The sequence below is a fragment of the Streptomyces sp. DH12 genome, from assembly GCF_020873895.1.
In the GTDB taxonomy this organism is placed as follows: Bacteria; Actinomycetota; Actinomycetes; order Streptomycetales; family Streptomycetaceae; genus Streptomyces.
Genome location: NZ_JAHWGT010000015.1, coordinates 54319 through 74467 on the forward strand (window position 1 = coordinate 54319; position 20149 = coordinate 74467).

19 protein-coding genes are annotated in these 20149 nt (G+C 76.5%); 2 read left to right on the forward strand and 17 right to left on the reverse strand.

Annotated features, from left to right (window positions below; genetic code table 11):
* The first annotated feature begins 93 nt into the window (after nucleotides 1–93).
* A complete protein-coding gene (locus LPA54_RS15835; RefSeq protein WP_228978320.1) occupies nucleotides 94–1605 on the forward strand; it encodes an ABC transporter permease in 1512 nt (503 codons plus the stop codon).
* Here LPA54_RS15835 and LPA54_RS15840 read toward each other — a convergent pair.
* The 17 genes from LPA54_RS15840 to LPA54_RS15920 all read right to left on the reverse strand — a co-directional run bounded on the left by LPA54_RS15840 (nucleotide 1595) and on the right by LPA54_RS15920 (nucleotide 18700).
* A complete protein-coding gene (locus tag LPA54_RS15840; protein ID WP_228978088.1) occupies nucleotides 1595–2800 on the reverse strand; it encodes a cytochrome P450 in 1206 nt (401 codons plus the stop codon). The genes LPA54_RS15835 and LPA54_RS15840 overlap by 11 nt on opposite strands.
* A gap of 210 nt (nucleotides 2801–3010) precedes the next feature.
* Nucleotides 3011–3670: a response regulator transcription factor gene (locus LPA54_RS15845; RefSeq protein ID WP_308112854.1), complete on the reverse strand. Its 660-nt coding sequence runs from the start codon at nucleotides 3668–3670 to the stop codon at nucleotides 3011–3013.
* Nucleotides 3667–4899 (reverse strand): sensor histidine kinase, encoded by a 1233-nt coding sequence (locus LPA54_RS15850; RefSeq protein ID WP_228978324.1) that lies wholly within the window; start codon nucleotides 4897–4899, stop codon nucleotides 3667–3669. Before LPA54_RS15850 ends, LPA54_RS15845 begins: the two co-directional genes overlap by 4 nt.
* A gap of 230 nt (nucleotides 4900–5129) precedes the next feature.
* Nucleotides 5130–6044 carry an alpha/beta hydrolase gene (locus LPA54_RS15855; RefSeq protein WP_228978089.1) on the reverse strand — a complete coding sequence of 305 codons (915 nt, stop codon included), beginning with the start codon at nucleotides 6042–6044 and terminating at the stop codon, nucleotides 5130–5132.
* A gap of 95 nt (nucleotides 6045–6139) precedes the next feature.
* On the reverse strand, nucleotides 6140–7357 hold the full coding sequence (gene kynU / locus LPA54_RS15860; protein ID WP_228978092.1) for a kynureninase: 1218 nt from the start codon (nucleotides 7355–7357) through the stop codon (nucleotides 6140–6142).
* Entirely contained in the window at nucleotides 7350–8204 is an 855-nt protein-coding gene (locus LPA54_RS15865) for a tryptophan 2,3-dioxygenase family protein (RefSeq protein WP_228978094.1), read from the reverse strand. The genes kynU and LPA54_RS15865 overlap by 8 nt, the downstream gene beginning before the upstream one ends.
* Nucleotides 8205–8316: 112 nt before the next feature.
* On the reverse strand, nucleotides 8317–9156 hold the full coding sequence (locus tag LPA54_RS15870) for a DUF3152 domain-containing protein (RefSeq protein WP_228978097.1): 840 nt from the start codon (nucleotides 9154–9156) through the stop codon (nucleotides 8317–8319).
* Between the two features lie 356 nt (nucleotides 9157–9512).
* Nucleotides 9513–9926: a DUF3151 domain-containing protein gene (locus LPA54_RS15875; RefSeq protein WP_228978099.1), complete on the reverse strand. Its 414-nt coding sequence runs from the start codon at nucleotides 9924–9926 to the stop codon at nucleotides 9513–9515.
* A gap of 26 nt (nucleotides 9927–9952) precedes the next feature.
* Nucleotides 9953–11122 (reverse strand): MalY/PatB family protein, encoded by a 1170-nt coding sequence (locus tag LPA54_RS15880; protein ID WP_228978101.1) that lies wholly within the window; start codon nucleotides 11120–11122, stop codon nucleotides 9953–9955.
* A gap of 269 nt (nucleotides 11123–11391) precedes the next feature.
* Nucleotides 11392–12432 carry a class II fructose-bisphosphate aldolase gene (gene fbaA, locus LPA54_RS15885; protein WP_308112860.1) on the reverse strand — a complete coding sequence of 347 codons (1041 nt, stop codon included), beginning with the start codon at nucleotides 12430–12432 and terminating at the stop codon, nucleotides 11392–11394.
* Between the two features lie 177 nt (nucleotides 12433–12609).
* Nucleotides 12610–13158, reverse strand: a complete 549-nt coding sequence (gene pyrE / locus LPA54_RS15890; RefSeq protein ID WP_228978108.1) for an orotate phosphoribosyltransferase — start codon at nucleotides 13156–13158, stop codon at nucleotides 12610–12612.
* A 10-nt stretch (nucleotides 13159–13168) separates the two neighbouring features.
* Nucleotides 13169–13990, reverse strand: coding sequence for an aldose 1-epimerase (locus tag LPA54_RS15895; protein WP_228978109.1), 822 nt, complete (start codon nucleotides 13988–13990; stop codon nucleotides 13169–13171).
* A gap of 308 nt (nucleotides 13991–14298) precedes the next feature.
* Nucleotides 14299–15336, reverse strand: a complete 1038-nt coding sequence (locus LPA54_RS15900; protein WP_228978112.1) for an SRPBCC domain-containing protein — start codon at nucleotides 15334–15336, stop codon at nucleotides 14299–14301.
* Nucleotides 15337–15451: 115 nt separating this feature from the next.
* Entirely contained in the window at nucleotides 15452–17095 is a 1644-nt protein-coding gene (locus LPA54_RS15905) for a polyamine aminopropyltransferase (protein WP_228978114.1), read from the reverse strand.
* Nucleotides 17096–17240: 145 nt separating this feature from the next.
* Nucleotides 17241–17834, reverse strand: a complete 594-nt coding sequence (locus LPA54_RS15910) for a DUF2617 family protein (protein ID WP_228978116.1) — start codon at nucleotides 17832–17834, stop codon at nucleotides 17241–17243.
* A gap of 317 nt (nucleotides 17835–18151) precedes the next feature.
* On the reverse strand, nucleotides 18152–18448 hold the full coding sequence (locus tag LPA54_RS15915; protein WP_228978118.1) for a hypothetical protein: 297 nt from the start codon (nucleotides 18446–18448) through the stop codon (nucleotides 18152–18154).
* Between the two features lie 18 nt (nucleotides 18449–18466).
* The gene (locus tag LPA54_RS15920; protein WP_228978120.1) at nucleotides 18467–18700 is read right to left on the reverse strand and encodes a hypothetical protein; all 234 of its coding nucleotides are present in this window, start codon (nucleotides 18698–18700) and stop codon (nucleotides 18467–18469) included.
* Between the two features lie 169 nt (nucleotides 18701–18869).
* Here LPA54_RS15920 and LPA54_RS15925 point away from each other — a divergent pair, with 169 nt between their 5' ends.
* On the forward strand, nucleotides 18870–20042 hold the full coding sequence (locus LPA54_RS15925; protein ID WP_228978122.1) for a pyridoxal phosphate-dependent aminotransferase: 1173 nt from the start codon (nucleotides 18870–18872) through the stop codon (nucleotides 20040–20042).
* The last annotated feature ends 107 nt before the right edge of the window (nucleotides 20043–20149 follow it).

Consider the following 20149-nt stretch of genomic DNA (forward strand, 5'->3'; position numbering starts at 1 on the left):
ACCACCGCCGCCGCCCCGCCTGCCGGGACCGGCGCCCGCCACCTCGCCGGTACGGGGGCGCTGCTGCGGCTCGCCCTGCGCCGGGACCGGGTCATGCTCCCCGTGTGGGTCCTGGTCCTCGGCACCATGGTCGTCAGCGGCGCCGGCTCGATCGAGGCCCTGTACGGCACAGCCGCCGAACGCGCCCGGCTCGCCGCGTCGATGACCGCCAACAGCTCCCTGCGGTCGATGTACGGTCCGGTGTTCGGCGACTCGACGGGCGCCCTCGTCGCCTGGCGGTTCGGGGTGTTCGCGGCGGTGCTCGCCGCCGTGATGAGCCTGGTCGTCGTCGTCCGGCACACCCGCGAGGAGGAGGAGACCGGCCGCCAGGAGCTGCTGTCGGCCGCCATGGTCGGGCGGCGGGCGCCGCTGACCGCCGCCCTGCTCGCCGCGCTCGTCGGCAACACCGCCCTCGCCCTCGTCATCATCGCCGGGCTGGCCGGCCGGGGCGCCGGCAGCGCCCTCGCGCTGGGCCTCGCGGTCGGCCTGACCGGCATGGTCTTCGCCACGACGGCGGCCATCACCGCGCAGCTCACCGAGGGCGCCCGGCTCGCGAAGGGCCTCGCGGCGGCCGTGCTGGGCGCCGCGTTCGTGCTGCGCGCGGCGGGCGACGCGGGCAGCGCCGACGGCGGGTCGGTCCTGACCTGGCTGTCGCCGGTCGGCTGGGCGGAGAACGTCCGGGCGTTCGCCGGGGACCGCTGGTGGGTGCTGCTGCTGCCGGTCGCCGCGATCCTCGCCCAGGGCCTGGCCGCGTACGTGCTGACCGGGCGCCGGGACGTCGGGATGAGCTTCCTGTCCGCCCGGCCCGGCCCCGCCGAGGGGCGGCTCGGCACGGCGGGCGCGCTGGCGTGGCGGCTCCAGCGCGGCGGGCTCGCCGGGTGGACGGCCGGGTTCCTCGTCGCCGGCCTCGTCTTCGGCGGGATGGTCGAGGGCGCCGCCGACCTCGTCGGGGACAACGAGCAGGCGCGGGCGGTCTTCCAGCGGCTGGGCGGCGCGCAGGCCGTCAGCGACGCGTTCCTCGCCGCGCTGCTGGGGATGTTCGGGATGGTCGCGTCGCTGTACGCGGTCGGGTCGGTGCTGCGGCTGCACGGCGAGGAGACCTCGCAGCGCGCCGAGCCGCTGCTGGCCTGCCCGGTAGGGCGGCTGCGGTGGGCCGCCGGGCACCTGGTGGTCGCGTTCGCCGGCTCGGTCGCGCCGCTCGTCGCGGCGGGGCTCGGGATGTACCTCTCGTACGGACGGGACTTCGGCGCCGTGATGGGCGCGGCGCTCGTGCAGCTGCCCGCCGTGTGGCTGCTGGGCGGGCTGGCCGTGCTGCTGCACGGGGTGGTCCCGAAGGCGGCGGTGGCGGCGTGGGGCGTGGCCGGGCTGTCCCTCGCCGTCGGCTGGATCGGGCCCGCGCTGAACCTGCCGCGGGCCGTGCTGAACCTGTCGCCGTTCGGGCACCTGCCGAAGCTGCCCGGCGCGGACATGGCGTGGCAGCCCGTGCTGCTGCTCCTGGCGGGGGCGGCGCTGCTGGTCGCGGCGGGGCTCGCGGGGCTGCGGCGCCGCGACCTCCTCACAGCGTGACGAGCAGTTCCTCGAGGCCCCGGATCACGTAACCGGGCCGCCACCGCGGCTCGGCGACCGGGCGAAGGCCCGGGGCCCGGCGCAGGAGCTCACCGAAGACCGCGGTGAGCTCCAGCCGGGCCAGCGGCGCGCCCAGGCAGTAGTGGATGCCCGCGCCGAAGGCGACGTGCGGGTTGTCGGCGCGGGCCAGGTCGAGGCGGTCGGGGTCGGCGAAGCGGGCCGGGTCGCGGTTGGCGGAGCCGAAGAGGAGCGCCACCTCGGAGCCGCGCGGGACGCGCACGCCGCCGACCTCGATGTCGTCCAGCACCCAGCGTTCGAACATCTGGAGCGGCGTGTCGTGGCGCAGCAGCTCCTCCACCGCCGTGGCGAGCGGCACCCGGCCGGCGCGCAGCTCCGCGAGCCGCTCCGGGTGCCGGAACAGGGTCCACCACCCGTTGACGGTGGTGTTGACGGTCGCCTCGTGGCCCGCGTTGAGCAGCAGCACGCACGTCGACACCATCTCCTGCGCGGTCAGCCGGTCGCCCTCGTCGTGGGCGGCGATCAGCGCGGACACCAGGTCGTCGCCGGGGTCCTTCCGCCGCCGGGTGATCAGCTCCTCCAGGTACGCCGAGAACTCGACGGACGCGGCGACCGCGCGGCGGGCCGCCTCATCGTCGGGGTTCAGCTCGAACATGCCGCAGATCGCCGCCGACCAGGGGCGCAGCAGGGGCCGGTCGGCGGCGGGGATGCCCAGCATCTCCGCGATGACGGCCACCGGCAGCGGCTCGGCGACCCGGGTGAGGAGGTCGCCGCCGCCGTCCGCGACGAGGCCGTCGACCAGCTCCGCGGCGAGCCGCTCGACGGCGGGCGCCAGCCGCTCGACGGTGCGGGGCGTGAACGCCTTCGCCACCAGGCGGCGGACGCGGGTGTGGTTCGGCGCCTCCAGGTCGAGCAGGCCGTGGCCGTTGAGCACGTGGAACGGCTCGTGCGCGGCGGGCGGCGGGGTCCGGCCGAACTCCTCGTGCGTGAAGCGGTGCAGGTACGTCCGCCCCAGGCGCCGGTCGCGCAGCAGGGCGGACACGTCCGCGTGGTGCGGCACCAGGTACTGGCGGGTGGGCTCGTACCAGTGGACGCGCCCCCGGGCGCGCAGCTCGGCGTACGCGGGGTACGGGTCCGCGACGAACCCGGGCGCCCAGGGGTCGAACGACGTGGCCATGGCGGGACGCTACCCCACGGCCCGCGCCCGCACGAGACCCCGGCGGGCGGGCCGGCCACTCCGGGCGGGAGGGGCACCCCGGGCGGAGGGCCGCCCCGAGCGGAGGGCCGCCCCGAGCGGAGGGCCGCCCCGAGCGGAGGGCCGCCCCGGGCGGAGGGCCGCCCTGGCAGGCCCGCCCCCGAGCTGTCCGGTGCGGCCGGCTCGGACCGGTCAGCCCGGGGTGACCAGGCGGGCCTCGTAGGCGAAGACCGCCGCCTGGGTGCGGTCGCGCAGGCCCAGCTTCACCAGGATCCGGCTCACGTGCGTCTTGATCGTCGACTCCGCCACCACCAGGTGCGCGGCGATCTCCGCGTTGGACAGGCCCTGCGCGATCAGCACCAGCACCTCCGTCTCGCGCTCCGTCAGGTCGCCGACCTGCGACAGGGCGGCCGGCCGCGGCGACTCGGCGCGCTTGGCGAACTCGGTGATCAGCCGGCGGGTGACCGTCGGGGCGAGGAGCGCCTCGCCGTCCGCCACCACCCGCACCCCGTCCGCCAGCTGACGCGCCGAGGCGTCCTTCAGCAGGAAGCCGGACGCGCCGGCGCGCAGGGCCTGGTAGACGTACTCGTCGAGGTCGAAGGTGGTCAGGACGAGGACCTTCGCGTCGCGGTCGGCGGCGACGATCTCCCGGGTGGCGTCGATGCCGTTCATCTCCGGCATGCGGATGTCCATCAGCACCACGTCCGGGCGCAGCGCCGCCACCTGCCGGACCGCCTCGCGTCCGTTCACCGCCTCGCCCACGACCTCGATGCCCGGCATCGCGTTCAGCAGGACCGAGAAGCCCTCGCGGACCATCACCTGGTCGTCCACCACCAGGACCCTGATCGTCACGCCGCCGCCTCGTCCTTCGCCACCGGCACGAACGCCGTCACCTCGTAGCCGCCGTCGTCCGTCGGCCCCGCGGTCAGCTCGCCGTCCAGCATCGCGACCCGCTCGCGCATGCCCGTGATGCCGTGGCCGGCGCCCGGGGAGGGCTTGACGAGGCCGCGCGGCGGGCCGTTCACGACCCGCAGGCCGAGCCCGCCCAGCACGTACGCGATCTCCACGCGCGCCGCCGCGCCCGGCGCGTGCCGCAGGACGTTGCTCAGCGCCTCCTGCACGATGCGGTACGCGGACAGCTCCACGCCCTGCGGCAGCTCGCGCGCGGCGCCGGTGACCGCCTTGTCGACGGTCAGGCCCGCGTCGCGGACGTTGGCCAGCAGCCCGTCCAGGTCGGCGAGGGTCGGCTGCGGGGCGTCGGGGGCCTCGTAGTCCTCCGCGCGGACGACGCCGAGGACGCGCCGCAGCTCGGCCAGGGCGGCGACGGCGTTCTCGCGGATCGTCACGAACGCCTGCTCCAGCTCGGGCGGCGGGTTCTCCACCCGGTAGGGGGCGGCCTCCGCCTGGATGGCGACGACCGACATGTGGTGGGCGACCACGTCGTGCAGCTCGCGCGCGATCGTGGTGCGCTCCTCCAGCAGGGTGCGCATGGACCGCTCCTGCGCGGTGACCGTCCGCTCCGCGGTGACCTCCTCCCTGGCCTCCCGCCGCACGTGCAGGACGGTCACCATGAGGAGGCACAGCGCGGAGACGAAGAGCAGCGCCGCCGTGTTCTCCCCGCCGTACCCGCCGAAGACGGTGCCCGAGACGAACCCGTACAGGCCGGTCACCACCCACATCCAGGCGGCCGTGCGCGGCTGCGTCCGCGCGGCGACGACGGTCATGACGGCGACGTGCGAGAAGAAGGTGAGGGGCGTCCACGGCCCTCCCTCCCACGGCCCGGACATCACCGCGCACAGGGACGCGGAGACCAGCGACCCCCAGAACGCCGCGACCGGGCGCACCAGCGTCAGCAGCAGGGCCGCCGCCGGGAGGAGGCCGAAGACGAAGGGCCCGCGGTCGAACGCCGCGACGAAGACCAGCAGGGCCGCCGCGCAGACCACCGCGTGCGGGGTCCACACCACGTACCGGCGTATCCCCTCCGGCAGCCTGCGCGTCAGGGGGCCGTCGGGGGACATGGGCGGGAGGGGGCGGTAGCTCGTGGCGTCCTGGATGAGGTGTGCGCGCAGGCCCCGGAGCATTCCCACGGCGTGGTGGAGCTCCGGGCTGCGGGCGCCCTGGATGCGCTGCGTCGTCTCGGTCACGTCAGCAACGGTACGGGGGGCGCCGCACGGTCGGCGTCGGCTGGGAGACGGGTTCCGGCGGGTCCGTCTGGAGTACTACGCGCCGCCCCGCCGGTCGGACGGGGCTGCCCCGTGGCGTGCTCCCGCGCGGGGTCGCGGCCCTCAGGCGTGCCGCCGCGCGGTGCGCGCTACCAGGCCAGCTGGGCGATCTCCTCCGCGACCACCGCGCAGGCGTCCGCCGCCGGGTCGATCAGGGGGAAGTGTCCGACGCCGTCCAGGACGGTCAGGCCGACCGGCTCGCCGGCCCGCTCCGCCGCGTCCGCGTACGCCTCGGCGACGGTCAGCGGTACGACGGTGTCCTCGCGGCCCTGGACGACGGTCGTGGCGATGCCCGTGGGGAGCAGCGCCGCGGGGTCCGCCGCGGCGGACCGCTCCTCGGCGCGGGCCTCCCCGCCGAGGAGCTGGGTGACCGCCCCGCCGCACACGTCGAGCTCCACGGCCAGCGCGAGGTGCGCGATGGGGGCGAGGGCGACGACGCCGCGCAGCTCCGGCGGCTCGGGCAGCCGCCAGGGCGAGCCGGCGGGCAGGACGTGCCGGGCGGCGGCCCACAGGGCGAGGTGCCCGCCCGCCGAGTGGCCGGTGACGACCGTGCGGCGCGGGTCGGCAAGGGGTACGTGCTCGGCGGCGAGCGCGGGCAGCGCGTCGAGCGCCGCGGCCACGTCGTCGAACGTCTCCGGCCAGCGACCGGCGACCGGTCCACCGGCCCGCGGCCCGGCCCCCCGCGGCCCGGCCCACCGCGGCCCGGCCTCCCGCGGCGCGGGGATCCCGCCGCCCCGCCGGTACTCGACGCTGGCGACGGCGAACCCGCGCCGGGCGAGGAAGTCCGCGAACGGCGAGACGTGCCGCCGGTCGTACGGCGCCCGCCACGCCCCGCCGTGCAGCACGACGACGAGCGGGACCCGGTCGTGCCGGCCCCGGGGCGCGTGGAAGTCCACGACCTGGTCGGGGTGCGGGCCGTACGGGGCGGTGGAGTCGGGGTCGACGGCCGGATGCGACAGGGCCGACGCCTCCTCGGCGGCGTCGCGCGCGGCGCGGTCGGGCATGGTGCTCAACCTTTCGGTGACGGGGCCGAATTGGCCTGACCTGCGGGGACCGTACCAGGACTGGCGGCCCCCGCAGATCGGCTCGAACGGCGGCGCTACCGGGCCGAACAGACCTCCGCGAGCACGCGCGCGGCGCGCTCGGTGTCGGAGAACCCGACGTACAGCGGCGTGAAGCCGAAGCGCAGCACGTCGGGGCGGCGCAGGTCGCCCACGACACCGCGGGCGATCAGCTGCTCCATCACCGCGGGGGCGTCCTCGCAGGAGAGGGCGACCTGGCTGCCCCGCTCCGCGTGCGCGGTCGGGGTGAGGCAGGTGAGCCGCCCCTCGGGGACGTACGCCCGGACGCACTCCAGGAAGAAGTCCGTCAGGGCGAGGCTCTTCGCCCGCACCTGCGGCAGCGGCACCCCGTCCCACACGTCGAGGGCCGCCTCCAGCGCGAGCGTCGACAGGATGTCGGGCGTGCCGACCCGGCCGCGCCGCGCCCCGTCCGCCGCCGCGTACCCGGGGGTCATCGCGAAGGGGTCGGCGTGCGAGTTCCAGCCGGGCAGCGGGGAGTCGAAGCGCTCCTGGTGGCGCCGGGCTACGTACAGGAACGCGGGCGAGCCGGGGCCGCCGTTGAGGTACTTGTACGTGCAGCCGACGGCCAGGTCCACCCCGTGGGCGTCGAGGTCGACGGGGAGGGCGCCCGCGCTGTGGCACAGGTCCCACACCGCGACGGCGCCCGCGGCGTGCGCGGCGGCGGTGATGCCGGGCAGGTCGTGGAGGCGGCCGGTGCGGTAGTCGACGTGGTTGACGAGGACGGCCGCGGTGCGCGGGCCGACCGCGCCGGCGACGTCGCCCGGGGCGACCGGCACCAGGCGGCGGCCGGTCATGCGGGCGGCGGACTCGGCGATGTACCCGTCGGTGGGGAACGTCGTCCCGTCGACGACGATCTCGTCCCGCCGGTCGTCGCCGGCCAGCCGGACCGCCCCGACCAGCGCCTTGAAGACGTTGACGCTGGTCGAGTCGCCGACCACGACCTGGCCGGGCGCGGCGCCGACGAGCGGGGCGACGCGGTCGCCGATCCGCTCGGGCGCGGTCCACCAGCCGCTCTCGTCCCAGGAGCGGATGCGCAGCTCGCCCCACTCGTGGCCGATGACGTGCGCCATCCGCGCGGGCACGTGCCGGGGCAGGGCGCCGAGCGAGTTCCCGTCGAGGTAGACGACGCCGTCGTCGAGGGCGAACAGGTCGCGGTGGGCGGCGAGCGGGTCGGTGGCGTCGAGCTCCGCGGCCCGCGCCCGGAGGGTCTCCGGGCGGAGGAGGGTCTCAGACATGGCTGCGCGCCGTCCACAGCTCGGGGAAGACGTGCTTGCCGGCGCGCTTCTCCAGCCAGGCGACCCCGGCGGAGCCGCCCGTCCCGGTCTTGGCGCCCATGGCGCGGCGGGTGGCGACGAGGTGGTCGTTGCGCCAGCGCCACACCAGTTCGGCGACGTCGGTGAGGGCCTCGCCCAGCTCGACCAGCTCGGCGTGGTCGCGGGGCGCGGCGTAGAGCCCGGCCCAGATCTCCTCGACCGCCGGCGACGCCGCGTACCGCTGGGTGAGGTCGCGCTCCAGGACCTCGGCGGGCACGGGCAGGCCGCGGCGGGCCAGCAGCCGCAGCACCTCGTCGTACAGGGAGGGCTCGGCGAGGGCCTTCTCCAGCTCGGCGTGGACGCGCGGGGAGCCGCGGTGCGGGACGAGCATGGAGGCGGACTTGTCGCCGAGGAGGAACTCCATGCGGCGGTACATCGCGGACTGGAAGCCGGAGCCCTCGCCGAGCATCTTGCGGTACGCGTTGAACTGCGCGGGCGTGAGGCGGGCGATGGGGTTCCAGGAGGCGTTCAGCGCCTCCAGCTCGTGGGTCGAGCGGCGCAGGGCGGTCAGCGCGTCGGGGATCCGGTCCTCGCGCAGGGCGCGGCCCGCGGTCTCCCACTCGTGGACGATGACGGTGAACCACAGCTCCATGACCTGGGTGGTGACCAGGAAGACCATCTCTCCCGGGTCGTCGGAGCGCAGGTGCTGCAGGTGGGTGAGGACGTCCGCCTGGACGTAGTCCTCGTACGGTGTGGTGCCCGCGAAGTCCAGGTTCGGCAGGTCCGAACCGGTCTCGTGCGCAGGGGGGGTAGTGGGCGAAGTAGACATCGCTGTCTCCGTCGGTGCGTGCTACCGGGTAGCGGTCTGCTCCTTCCGTTCGGCGGTGGAGCCCCGGTCCCCTCGGGACCGGGCGCAGTCGGCGCACGCGGTCCCGGTCGCATCATGGCACGATCGGACCGGTGATGTAACGGCCGTCCTCGTCGTGGGGCCAGGCGTTGGAGACGCAGCCGCGCAGTCCCTTGATCTGCTGCATCATCACGGGCGCGGGCTTGCCGGGGCCGGGGCAGGTCATGTGGGCGCGCAGGCCGATCTCGTGGCCGACCTCGTGGTTGACGATCAGGTGCCGGTACTCGGCGGGGGTGCCGGTGAAGGTCGGGGAGCCGAGCAGCCACCGCTTGAGGTTGACCACGACGCCCTCGGTGGTCTCGCAGTTGTACTCGCCGCGGGTGTCCAGGCCCTGCGCGCGGCAGAGCCGGTCGGCGGTCGCGGGCGTGGCGATGCGGATGACGAAGTCGGCGTCCTCGGTGACCAGCTGGAACGCGCCGCGGCCGTGGGCGGCCCAACCGCGCGGGTGGGCGAGGATGCGTTCGATCTCGTGCGCGGCCTCGGCGGCGGGGACGCCGGTGCCGTCCTCGACCTGCACGCGGTAGCGGCGCAGGGTGCCGGTGCCGACCTTGTCGCCGGTGGCGCGGGCGGTGGTGAACGTCCCGGCGCCCTCCTGCGGTACGGCGGGGGGCGGCGCGGCGGGGCCGCGGCTGCGGGAGGGGGACGGCGCGACCGGTGCGGCGGGGCGCCGGGCGCCGGCCCCGGGCGGGGCCGGGGCTGCGGGCGGGGCCGGGGCTGCGGGCGGCCGGGCGGCCCGCGGCTCCTGCGCCTCCCGCGCCTCGTGCGGGACGGCGGGGGCGACGGCGGCGACGGGTTCCTCGTCGGCGTGCCAGTGCGCGAGGGCGGCGCCGCCGCCCAGGGAGAGGATGCCGAGGGCGAGTACCGCCGGCGCCACGCGGCCCAGCGGCCCGCGGGTCCTGCCCCGGCCGCGGCCGTTCCTGCGGCGCGCCCGTTTTCGCGGCGCGCCGGTTCCACGCTTGCCCACGGCAGAGCTCTCCCCGTGTCCTGGCCGGGTGGGGGGAGGTCCGGCGCCTGATTCGATGGTCTGTGCGATCGTACCGGCCGGTCACTCCGCGGGCCGACCACGTCCCGCCGCCGGGTGCCGCCCGGCCGGCGGGCCCACCGCCCCAGCGGCCGGGCGCAGTTGGGCCGCGGCTGCGGACGGCCCCGTTCCGCGCGGGACGGGCACGGGCCCCGGCCCCGGCGTGTCGCCGGATGCCGGGGCCCGCCGGATCCCGTCGGTGCGGGCCGTCAGCCCAGCGTCTCCGCGGCGAGCGGCGAGGAGTCGCGCAGGAACGTGGCGCAGCGCTCGTACTCCTCCTTCTCGCCGATGGCCTGCGCGGCCCGCGCCAGGGCGTGCAGGGCGCGCAGGAAGCCGCGGTTCGGCTCGTGCTCCCACGGCACCGGGCCGTGGCCCTTCCAGCCGTTGCGGCGCAGGGCGTCCAGGCCCCGGTGGTAGCCGGTGCGGGCGTACGCGTACGACTCGACGACCCGGCCGCCCTCGAAGGCGTCGTCGGCGAGGCGCGCCCAGGCGAGCGAGGACGTCGGGTACTGCGCGGCGACCTCGGCCGGAGCGGTCCCGGCGGCCAGCAGCTCGCGCGGGCCGGGCTCGTCGGGCAGGTGGGTGGGGGGCGGGCCCCCGAGCAGGTTCTGGTGAATGGACATGGCCCCAGTCTCCTACGGCTGCCGGGTCATTCGGCGAGACGGGTCAGGGTGCGCACCAGCGCGTCGACGCCCCGCTCGGCCTTGGCGCGGGGGCAGCCGAGGTTGACCCGGACGAAACCGGCCGTGCCGTACGCCGTTCCGCGCCGGACGGCGACCCGTTCCCGCCGGACCAGCTCCTCGTCGAGCGTCCCGTCGTCCACGCCGAGCGGCCGCAGGTCGACCCAGGCGAGGTACCCGGCCTGCGGCGGCGCGTAGAGGGCGCGGCCCGGGAAGGCGTCCGCCAGCCGGTCGCCGAGCAGCCGCAGGTTCCCCGCGACGTACGCGCGCAGCTGCTCCAGCCACGCCCCGCCGTGCCGGTAGGCGGCGGTGTGCGCGGCGAGGGAGAGCACGGACGGCGCGGTGAGGCCCTCGCCGTACTCCAGCCGGCGGTCGAACGCGGCCCGGTCGGCCGGGTCGCCGAGCACGCCGTACGCGCCGTTCAGGGCGGGGAAGTTGAACGCCTTCGAACCGGAGGTCAGCAGCGCCCAGCGGCCGCCGGCCGGCGCCACGGCGGGCCACGGCACGTGGGGGTGTCCGTCGTGGGCGAGGTCGCCGTGGATCTCGTCGCTGACGACGGCCGCCCCGTGCGCGGCGGCGAGCGCCGCGAACCGCTCCAGCTCCTCCCGGCTCCACACCCGGCCGGTCGGGTTGTGCGGCGAGCACAGCAGGAGCACCCGGCTGTCGGGCCGGGCCAGTTCCCGTTCCAGGGCCGCCCAGTCGCCGACCGGGACGCCCCGCGCCTCCCGCCCGAGCCCGCCGAGGGTCTTGGTGAAGCCGTCGTACGTCGGGACGTGCACCACCACCCCGTCGCCCGGCCGGGTCCACATCCGCAGCAGCTGCGCCAGAGCGTTGACGACGGACGGGCCGAAGACCAGCGCCGCCGGGTCGAGCTCCAGGCCGTACCGCCCGGAGTACCACTCGCGCACGGCGTCCGGGAAGGCCGTGTACCGCCAGTCGGCGTACCCGAACACCCCCTGCTCGACGCGTTCCCGAAGGGCGTCGAGCACCTCGGGCGGCGAGCGGAAGTCCATGTCGGAGATGGTGAACGGGATCAGGTCCGGCACCCCGTACAGGTCCGGCAGCACGTCCCACTGGAACGAGCCGGTGCCCCGTATCGGCACCTCCGTGTCGAAGTCGTACACCCGGCCTTGCGGCATGGTTCCCCTTCCGGCGAGCTTGCGGCGTGCTTCCGGTGTGCTTCCGGCGTGCTGTGCTTCCGGCGTGCTGTGCTTCCGGTGTGCTTGGAGCATGTCCGGCGGCCCGGTGGCGGGCGTCGGGGCGGGGTCGCACGGGCCAGGGGCCGCGGGCGGTCGCGCGGTGCGCGGGCGGGCCGTCACGGGCCCCCACGGGCGCGGGCCCGGCACCGCGCGCTCGCGGTGCCGGGCCCGGCCGGTCGCCGGGGTGGCGACGGCTGCGAGGGTGGCGGCTACTTCAGCCGGGTACCCGCCGAGCGGAGCGCCTGGCACGCCTCGGCGACGCGCGCGGCCATGCCCGCCTCGGCCAGCTTGCCCCAGGTGCGCGGGTCGTACGTCTTCTTCGAGCCGACCTCGCCGTCGACCTTCAGGACGCCGTCGTAGTTCTTGAACATGTGGTCGGCGACCGGCCGCGTGAAGGCGTACTGGGTGTCGGTGTCGAGGTTCATCTTCACGACGCCGTTCTCCAGCGCGGTGGCGATCTCCTCGGCGGTGGAGCCGGAGCCGCCGTGGAAGACGAAGTCGAACGGGTCGGCCTTGCCGAAGCGCTCGGCGACGCCCTCCTGGAGGTCCTTCAGCAGCTCGGGGCGGAGCACGACGTTGCCCGGCTTGTACACGCCGTGGACGTTGCCGAAGGAGGCGGCCAGCAGGTAGCGGCCCTGCTCGCCCAGGCCGAGGGCCTCGGCGGTGCGGACGGCGTCGTCGACGGTGGTGTACAGCTCGTCGTTGATCTCGTGGCTGACGCCGTCCTCCTCGCCGCCGGTCGGGGTGATCTCGACCTCGAGGATGATCCGGGCGGCGGCGGCCTGCGCGAGGAGCTCGCGGCCGATGGCCAGGTTGTCGGCGAGGGTCTCCGCGGAGCCGTCCCACATGTGGGACTGGAACAGCGGGTTCTCGCCCTTGGCGACGCGCTCGGCGGAGACCGCGATCAGCGGGCGGACGTAGCCGTCGAGCTTGTCCTTCGGGCAGTGGTCGGTGTGCAGGGCGACCGTGATGTCGTACTTCGCGGCGACGATGTGGGCGAACTCGGCCAGCGCCACGGCGCCGGTCACCATGTCCTTGTTGTGCTGACCGCCCAGGAACTCCGCGCCACCGGTCGAGATCTGGATGATGCCGTCGCTCTCGGCCTCGGCGAAGCCGCGCAGCGCGGCGTGCAGGGTCTGCGACGACGTCACGTTGATGGCCGGGTAGGCGAACTTGCCTGCCTTCGCCCGGTCGAGCATCTCGTTGTAGACCTCGGGGGTTGCGATGGGCATCTGTCCGCTCCTTGTGATCTGCGGTTGCGTACCGTTGCTGATCCCTGACCTGGGGGCGACGTCATCGTCGCACCTATCTTTCCAGACGGCCCCGCAGGCTCCACCCCCCGGACGCCGCCGTGACGCACGACGCGTGCGCCGCTCAGGGGGAGCGGCGCACGCGTCGTGAGAAGCCGCAGGTGGGGCGGCCGGAGGTCAGCCCAGGCCCAGCTCGTCCAGGGCGAAGGCGTACCGGTAGGGCACCCCGGCGGTGCCGCTGATCTTCTCGCCGGCGCCGGTCGCCCGGTCCACGATCGTCGCGACGGCGACGACCTCGGCGCCCGCCTCGCGGACCGCCTCGACGGCGGTCAGCGGGGAGCCGCCGGTGGTGGAGGTGTCCTCCACCACCAGGACGCGGCGGCCCCGGATGTCCGGGCCCTCGACGCGGCGCTGCATGCCGTGCGCCTTGGCGGCCTTGCGGACCACGAACGCGTCCAGGGCCCGCCCGCGGGCGGCGGCGGCGTGCAGCATCGACGTGGCGACGGGGTCGGCGCCGAGGGTGAGGCCGCCCACCGCGTCGAAGTCGAGGTCGGCGGTCAGATCGAGCATGACCTGACCCACGAGCGGCGCGGCGGCGCCGTCCAGCGTGATCCGGCGGAGGTCGACGTAGTAGTCGGCCTCCAGACCCGAGGAGAGGGTCACCTTGCCGTGCACCACGGCCTTGTCCTTGATCTGCCGGAGCAGATCGGCTCGTACGTCAGTCATGCCCACGAGCTTAAGCGGCGCCGCCCGCGCCCCGCGCCCCCGCTCGGAGGCGGCGCCAGGTCCAGGTGGTGGCGGTCTCCAGCGGGTCGATGGGGGTGACGAGCCGCGGGTGGGTGTTCAGCCCGTTCGGCGGGCCCGACTGGGGCTCGACGCACACGGCGGCCTCCTGCTCGTCGTAGACGACGACCCACGGGGAGCGGCTCGCGACCTCCAGCTCCAGCACTCCGGGCCAGGTCAGCGTCACGCTGACGCCGTCGGGCATGCCGAAGCAGTCGTCCCAGGGGCCGGGCTTCGGGTCGACGCGCCGGCCGGTGGGGAGGTGGTCGTCGCCCCGCTCCTCCTGCCAGGCGGGCGCGAAGTCGAGGGCCACCTCGCTGCCGTCGACGGTCCGGTTGAACCACGGGTGCCAGCCGGCCTGCGCGGGGAACGAGTCGTCGTACGTCTCGACGCCCAGCCGCAGGGTGAGCGAGGAGTCGCTCAGCTCGACGGTCTGCGTGACCCGGCCGGTGTACGGCCACGGGTCGGCCAGGTCGTAGGTGAAGACCGCCTCCGTCCCGTCCGCGCGGGCGGTGCGCCAGGCGGTGTCGCGGCCGGTGCCGTGGATGGCGTGCGGGGGCGCGTTGACGGGCAGCCGGTGCCGGGTGGCGCCGTTGAGGAAGACGCCCCGGTCGGTGCGTCCACACCAGGGCACCATGGGGAAGCAGCCGTACCGCTCGCCCTGCCGCAGCAGTTCGGCGCCGGCCACGCGCAGGCTGCTCAGCCGGCAGCCGTCGGCGGGCGCGATGGTCAACTCGACGTCTCCGGCGGCCAGCCGGACGTTCTGCGTACTCATGCTCACCCCACCGACCCTAGGCCCTGGGACCCGTCTTCGGACCACGCCGCGGGCCCCGGCGGACCCGGGAGGCGGTCCCGGCTCCGTCGTCGGGCCGGCACGGCCCGGCACGCGCGGACCCCGCGGCCGGCGCGGGCCGCCGGGTCCAGGGCGTGTCCCGTCGATCGGGCCGGATCAGCGAGCGGCGTCCGGTGTCGTGCGGCGCGGGGCGGACCGAGGGAGCCGATGCGGAGCATCGGCGACCGACGACGACGCGGCGAGGCGCGACAGCGGGCACCGGGAGCCCGGCGTGATCGGCGAGACACCCCCTACGGTCGGCGACCGCCGGCCCGGCCGCGGCGCCGCAGGGCGCGGCCGACCACGACCGCCGAGGCGAGGGCGAGCGCGGCGGCGGGGGCCAGCCAGCGCAGCACGAGGGACCCGGCGCGGTGGTCGGGGCCGGGCACGGGGGCGTACCGGCCGCGGGGCGGGGAGTGGTCGACCTCCTCGGCACTGCGGCCGATCATGGTCCGCCGGGCGTGGGCGGCCTCGACGGGGGGTTCGCCGGGGACCGTCTCGTCGAGCGGGAAGCCGTCGACGGCGAACGGGTCGAGGGCGGCCGGGTCCAGGGACGGCGGGGGGACGGGCGTGTCGAAGACGGTGGGCCGCCGCCCGGCCCCGCCCTCGCCCGCGTCGCCACCGGCGTCGGGCTCGGCGGCGGGGTCGGTGGGGCCGCTGTCGGCGCCGGGGCTCCCGTCGGCGCCGGGGGTCCGGTCGGAGGCGGCGTCGTGGGCGGCCGCCGGTTCCACGGCGCCGTCGTCCACTCCGTCGTGGTCCACGTCGCCGGGGCCGTCGGCGTCGTCCGGTGCGCCGGTGTCCGCCGCGGCGGCCGGGGCGGCGGTGGTACCGGACGCGGGGCCGGGCACGGGTCCGGGTTCGGCCGCGCCGTGGGCGAGGGCCTCGCCGAACCGGTCCAGCAGGCGCCGGGCCGCCGAGGTGACCGCGTCACCCGGCAGCTCGGCCAGGCGCCCCTCGGCGCCGGCGGAGCCGGTGAACGCCAGGGTGGTGCCCTCCTCCGCCGGGGTGAGCCGGGCGGTCAGCACGACCTTCACCGCCCCGCCGCCGCGCACTTCGGCGCCCTCGCCCTCGACGGCGTACGCGCCGTCCTCCCGGGCGGTGAGGTGCAGCTCGCCGCGGTAGGTGATGGTGTGCCCGCCGACCCGCACCCGCAGGCGGCCCGACAGCGGCCCGGCGGCGCCGTCCGCGTCCTGTTGGAGCCCGGGGACGCAGCGGGCGACGCGGGCCGGGTCGGCCAGCAGGTCGCGGAGGGGCGACTCGGCGACCGGAACGAACACCTCATGCTCCATGGGAGCGAGACTACCCACGCCGGGCCGTCCCGTCCCCGCCCCGCGCGGCACCGATCCCCCGCGGGCCGCGCCCCGGGCACCCCACCGGCCGCGCCCCGCACGGCCCGCCGCCCGGTCAGCGGCCGTAGCGCGGGTGGGTCAGCGTCGACGGCGGGAGCCCGCGCACGCGGGAGCGCTCCGCGCGGCGGGCCGCGGCGGCCAGGGCGTCCGCCGTCGGCGCGTCCCCGGCCGGCGCCCCGGCGGCGGGCGCCAGGGCGGGCGGGCCCGGCCGCCCTCGGGAGGCGGGTACGGCGAGGAGGAGGCCCCAGTCGTGCGGGGAGCGCGCGGACCCGCCCGGCTCGCCGCCGGCGTCGCCCGGGTCACCGGCCGCCCTGCCGGTGACGGCGTACGGCCGGGTGGCGAAGCCGGCCGCGCGCAGGGTCGCCTCGACCGTCCAGTACGCGGAGGGCCTGGCGGCGACCGGCCCGGCGTGGACGGCGAGGCGGCCGCCGTCGGCGAGCACGCGCGCGGCCAGGCCGTAGAACTCCTGCGAGTACAGCTTCGCCCCGGCGGCCGTCCCCGGGTGCGGCAGGTCCGCGACGACGACGTCGTACCGCGCGGCGCGCTGCGCCGTCCTGAGCCAGCGGAACGCGTCGCCGTGGACGACCCGCACCCGGGGGTCGTCGTACGCGTGGCCGTTCAGCCGGGCCAGGGCCGGGTCGGCGCGGGCTAGCCGGACGACGCCCGGGTCCGCCTCGACGACGGTCACGGAGACCACGTCGGCGTAGCGGAGCACCTCGCGCGCGGCGAGGCCGTCGCCGCCGCCGAGGACCAGGACCCGGGCGCGGGGCCCGCGCATGGCGGGGTGGACCAGGGCCCGGTGGTAGCGGTGCCCGTCGCCGCCGCTGACCCGCAGCCGCCCGTCCAGGTACAGGTCGGGCGGTCCGTGCCGGGCGCCGGTCAGCACGACCTCCTGCACGTCGGTGTGGACGGCGACGCGGACGTGCGGGCCGTAGACGGCGTGGCGCGCGGCCCGCTCGAAGTCCTCCACCAGCAGCGCGGCGCCGGCGAGCAAGCCGAGCACGGCGACGTTGACGCCGACGAGCAGCAGCCGCTCGCGGCCCGTCAGGCTCCGGGCGAAGAGCCACAGCACGATCGCCCCGCCCGCCACGGCGTTCACCGCGCCGGTCAGGAGCGCGCCGGTGAGCTGGCCGAGCCAGGGCAGCAGGACGAACGGGAAGGCGAGCCCGCCGACCAGCGCGCCCACGTAGTCGGCGGCGAACAGGTCGGCGACGGTGCCGTCGGCGTCCTGGCGGGCGCGCCGTGACACGCGCTGGATCAGCGTCATCAGCAGCGGCATCTCGGCACCGATCAGCACGCCGGTGGCGAGGCAGAACGCGACCAGCGCGTGCCACGCCCCGTCCAGCCAGGCGAACGAGGCGTGCAGCGCGAGCGCGGAGCCGCCGCCGACCAGGGCGAGCAGCGCCTCCAGCAGCCCGAAGCCCATGGCGGCCCTGCGGCGCAGCCGCTTGGCGAGCAGGGAGCCGACGCCCATCGCGAAGACCATCACGGCCAGCACGACGGACGTCTGGGTGACGGAGTCGCCGATCAGGTACGAGGCGAGGGCGACCAGCTGGAGCTCGTAGACCAGCCCGCAGGCGGCGCAGACGAACACCGCCGCGAGGACCAGGGGGCGGCCGGCGCGCCGCCCCGGCCGCCCCGGCGCCGCGTCCTCGGGGGAGGGCGGCGCCGCGGGCGGCGAGGCGGGCGCTTCGAGCATGCGTCCACGCTACGTCGCGGCCCGGCCACTCCCTGTCACCCACAAGAGTGCTACCGGCGCGTCCGAGGCATGGAACGCCCACGTCCGCGGCGGGCGGCTCCACCGGGGACGGCCGGCCGCCCCGTCCGCCACGGCCGCCTGCCGGTCAGCCGGCGGCGCCGCGCACCAGCGCCCCTCCCCCGGCCGCCGCGTCGCCCTCCCGGCACCGGCGGGCGGTCGCGCCGCCCGGGGGCCGGGGGGCGCGCCGCACGCTGGTCCGCGTGACCACGAGCTGCCCCTCCTGCGGGTACGCGTGCCACGTGCGCCACCGCACCCGGCCGTCGTACCGCTGCGCCAGCATCGCGGTGAACGCGTGCGGCGAGCCGGGGAACGTCCCCGCCAGGCCGTGCGGGTGGTCCGCGACGAGCGCGAGCAGCTCCTGGGCGCGTCCGGCGAACGCGCCCTGGGACAGGGTCTCGACGCGTGCCGCGAACTCGTACTCCAGGCCGCCGATCCGCTCGGCCGCGCCGAGTGGCAGGGGAGTGGAGCTGCCCGGCATGCAGGCGACGGTCTCCGAGCATCTGGCGTCCCCTTCCTCCAGGAGCACCTGGTGGGACGCGCCCAGCAGTCTCAGTTGCAGGGTGGCGCCGGACAGTTCGAGGTCCAGGACGGCGAGCGCGGGCAGCGCCTCGCGCCCCAGCGCCCAGGCCAGGTCGGCTGCGCGCGTGTCGGTGTACGCGGTCTGCAGGGTGGTGAGCATGAGTCAGCTCCGCAAGCACGGTGACGTGACGGGTGGACCGGGGCGTCGTCCCGGAGACGTTCAGGGGACTGGAGGTACCGGCTCGGGGTCCACACGAGGTCCGAGGGCTCGATGTCTCGACAGCGAGGGAATCATGAACCCCGCGAGGCTCACAGCGTCTTTACCCAACTTTGCGCCGGTTCCATCCCCCCGGGGGCCCGACGGTTCAACTGTTCACCCGTTACCGGGCGGTGGGCGCTCGAAAACGGAACGGAGGCGCGCCCGGCGGAAGTTCCTCCACCGGGCGCCCGCCGTGGGTGCGGACCGGCTGCCCCGTGTCAGCCGCCTCCGCACCCGCCTCCTCCCCCGCCCCCGTCGCAGGAGCCGCCGGACGAGCCGCCGCTCCCGCCGCCGGTGTCGCACGGCGGCGCGTCACCCCCGCCGCCCTGCACGACGCCGCTCCCGGCGTCGGCCCCGAAGGCCCCCGAGGTCCCGAAGGCCCCGTCCCCGGCACCGCTCCCCGGGCCGCTCCCGCCGCCCGTCCCGCCGCCGGCGCCCCCGCCTCCCGCGGTGAGGGCCACGAGCCCCACCGCCAGCAGCAGCAGCGCGCCGCCCACGACGAACACCCCCGTCATCGCGTCCACCCCCGCCGCTCAGGAGCCGCCGCAGCCGCCGCCCCCGCCGCCCCCGCCGCACGACGAGCCACCGCCGCCGCAGGAGTGGCCCCCGCCACCGTCCCACCAGCCCCCGCCGCCCGCGCCGCCGCTGCCGGACGCCGAGCGGCGGCGCCGGCCCCGCGGCACCGTGCCGCCCCGGCCGGCAGTCGAGACGGCACCGATGATCACCGCCAGCACCACCAGTCCCCCGAAGACCGCCATGAACTCCATGTCCGATCACCCTCCCCCGTGTTCCCCCGTGCGTGTGTGACTGGGGGATGCCCGTCCGCGGGCCACGCCCAATCGCGACTTGAGGAACTCCAGAGGTTTCGCGGCCCGGACGCCGTACGGCCCGCGCGCGCCCTTGAGGGCGCCCGCGCTTCACCGCAGGATGGCGCCCATGACCAGAGCACCGCTCAACCGCCGTCTCGCCCCGTTCGGCACCACGATCTTCGCCGAGATGTCCGCGCTGGCGACCGCCACCGGCGCGATCAACCTCGGCCAGGGCTTCCCCGACACCGACGGCCCCGAGGAGGTCCGCGAGGCGGCCGTCCGGGCCCTGCGGGACGGGCGCGGCAACCAGTACCCACCCGGCCCCGGCGTGCCGGAGCTGCGCACCGCGATCACCGAGCACCAGCGGCGGCGCTACGGACTCGTCCACGACCCGGACACCGAGGTCCTGGTCACCGTCGGGGCGACGGAGGCCGTCGCGGCGTCCCTGCTGGCGCTGGTCGAGCCGGGTGACGAGGTCATCGCCCTGGAGCCGTACTACGACTCGTACGCCGCCTGCATCGCCATGGCCGGGGGCACCCGGGTCCCGGTGACCCTGCGCCCCGACCCGGAGGCCGGCCGCTTCGTCCTGGACCTGGACGAGCTGCGCGCCGCCGTGACCGACCGCACCCGGCTCATCCTGCTCAACACCCCGCACAACCCCACCGGCACCGTCCTCACCCGGGACGAGCTGGCCGCCGTGGCGGCCCTGGCCGTCGAGCGGGACCTGCTCGTGGTCACGGACGAGGTGTACGAGCACCTGGTCTTCGACGACGCGGAGCACGTGCCGATCGCGACGTTCCCGGGGATGCGGGAGCGGACGGTGACGATCTCGTCGGCCGGCAAGACGTTCTCGTTCACCGGCTGGAAGGTCGGCTGGCTCACGGCGCCGCCCGAGCTGACGACGGCGGTGCGCACGGCGAAGCAGTACCTGACCTTCGTCGGGTCGGGGCCGTTCCAGTACGCGATCGCCGAGGCGCTGCGGCTGCCGGACGCCTTCTTCGCGTCGCTGCGCGCCGACCTCGCCGTCAAGCGGGACATCCTCACCGAGGGGCTGACGGCGGCGGGCTTCGGCGTGTACCGGCCGCGCGGCACGTACTTCGTGACGGCCGACGCCGCCCCGCTGGGCGAGAAGGATGGGGTCTCCTTCTGCCGGTCGCTGCCGGAGCGGTGCGGGGTCGTCGCCATCCCGAACGCCGTCTTCTACGACCACCCGGACACCGGGCGCTCCCTGGTGCGGCTGGCCTTCTGCAAGGGCGAGGACGTGCTGCGGGAGGCGGCCGAGCGCCTGGCCCGGCTGTGACGGCCCGGCGGTGCCGGTCCGGCTCCGACGGCCCGTACGTCACGCGTCCGGCCGCCACCCCTCCGGCCGGGTCGCGTGACGGCCGGGACGCGTGACGGCCGGACCGG

Coding starts and splice junctions, on each gene's coding strand:
- kynU (WP_228978092.1), bottom strand. CDS start 7,357: ATGTCTGAGACCCTCCTCCGCCCGGAGACCCTCCGGGCGCGGGCCGCG.
- LPA54_RS15920 (WP_228978120.1), bottom strand. CDS start 18,700: ATGGAGTTCATGGCGGTCTTCGGGGGACTGGTGGTGCTGGCGGTGATC.
- LPA54_RS15925 (WP_228978122.1), top strand. CDS start 18,870: ATGACCAGAGCACCGCTCAACCGCCGTCTCGCCCCGTTCGGCACCACG.
- LPA54_RS15835 (WP_228978320.1), top strand. CDS start 94: ATGCTCCCCGTGTGGGTCCTGGTCCTCGGCACCATGGTCGTCAGCGGC.
- LPA54_RS15895 (WP_228978109.1), bottom strand. CDS start 13,990: ATGAGTACGCAGAACGTCCGGCTGGCCGCCGGAGACGTCGAGTTGACC.
- LPA54_RS15850 (WP_228978324.1), bottom strand. CDS start 4,899: ATGCTCCGGGGCCTGCGCGCACACCTCATCCAGGACGCCACGAGCTAC.
- LPA54_RS15875 (WP_228978099.1), bottom strand. CDS start 9,926: ATGTCCATTCACCAGAACCTGCTCGGGGGCCCGCCCCCCACCCACCTG.
- LPA54_RS15865 (WP_228978094.1), bottom strand. CDS start 8,204: ATGTCTACTTCGCCCACTACCCCCCCTGCGCACGAGACCGGTTCGGAC.
- LPA54_RS15900 (WP_228978112.1), bottom strand. CDS start 15,336: ATGGAGCATGAGGTGTTCGTTCCGGTCGCCGAGTCGCCCCTCCGCGAC.
- LPA54_RS15840 (WP_228978088.1), bottom strand. CDS start 2,800: ATGGCCACGTCGTTCGACCCCTGGGCGCCCGGGTTCGTCGCGGACCCG.
- LPA54_RS15880 (WP_228978101.1), bottom strand. CDS start 11,122: ATGCCGCAAGGCCGGGTGTACGACTTCGACACGGAGGTGCCGATACGG.
- LPA54_RS15915 (WP_228978118.1), bottom strand. CDS start 18,448: ATGACGGGGGTGTTCGTCGTGGGCGGCGCGCTGCTGCTGCTGGCGGTG.
- LPA54_RS15910 (WP_228978116.1), bottom strand. CDS start 17,834: ATGCTCACCACCCTGCAGACCGCGTACACCGACACGCGCGCAGCCGAC.
- LPA54_RS15905 (WP_228978114.1), bottom strand. CDS start 17,095: ATGCTCGAAGCGCCCGCCTCGCCGCCCGCGGCGCCGCCCTCCCCCGAG.
- pyrE (WP_228978108.1), bottom strand. CDS start 13,158: ATGACTGACGTACGAGCCGATCTGCTCCGGCAGATCAAGGACAAGGCC.
- LPA54_RS15855 (WP_228978089.1), bottom strand. CDS start 6,044: ATGCCCGACCGCGCCGCGCGCGACGCCGCCGAGGAGGCGTCGGCCCTG.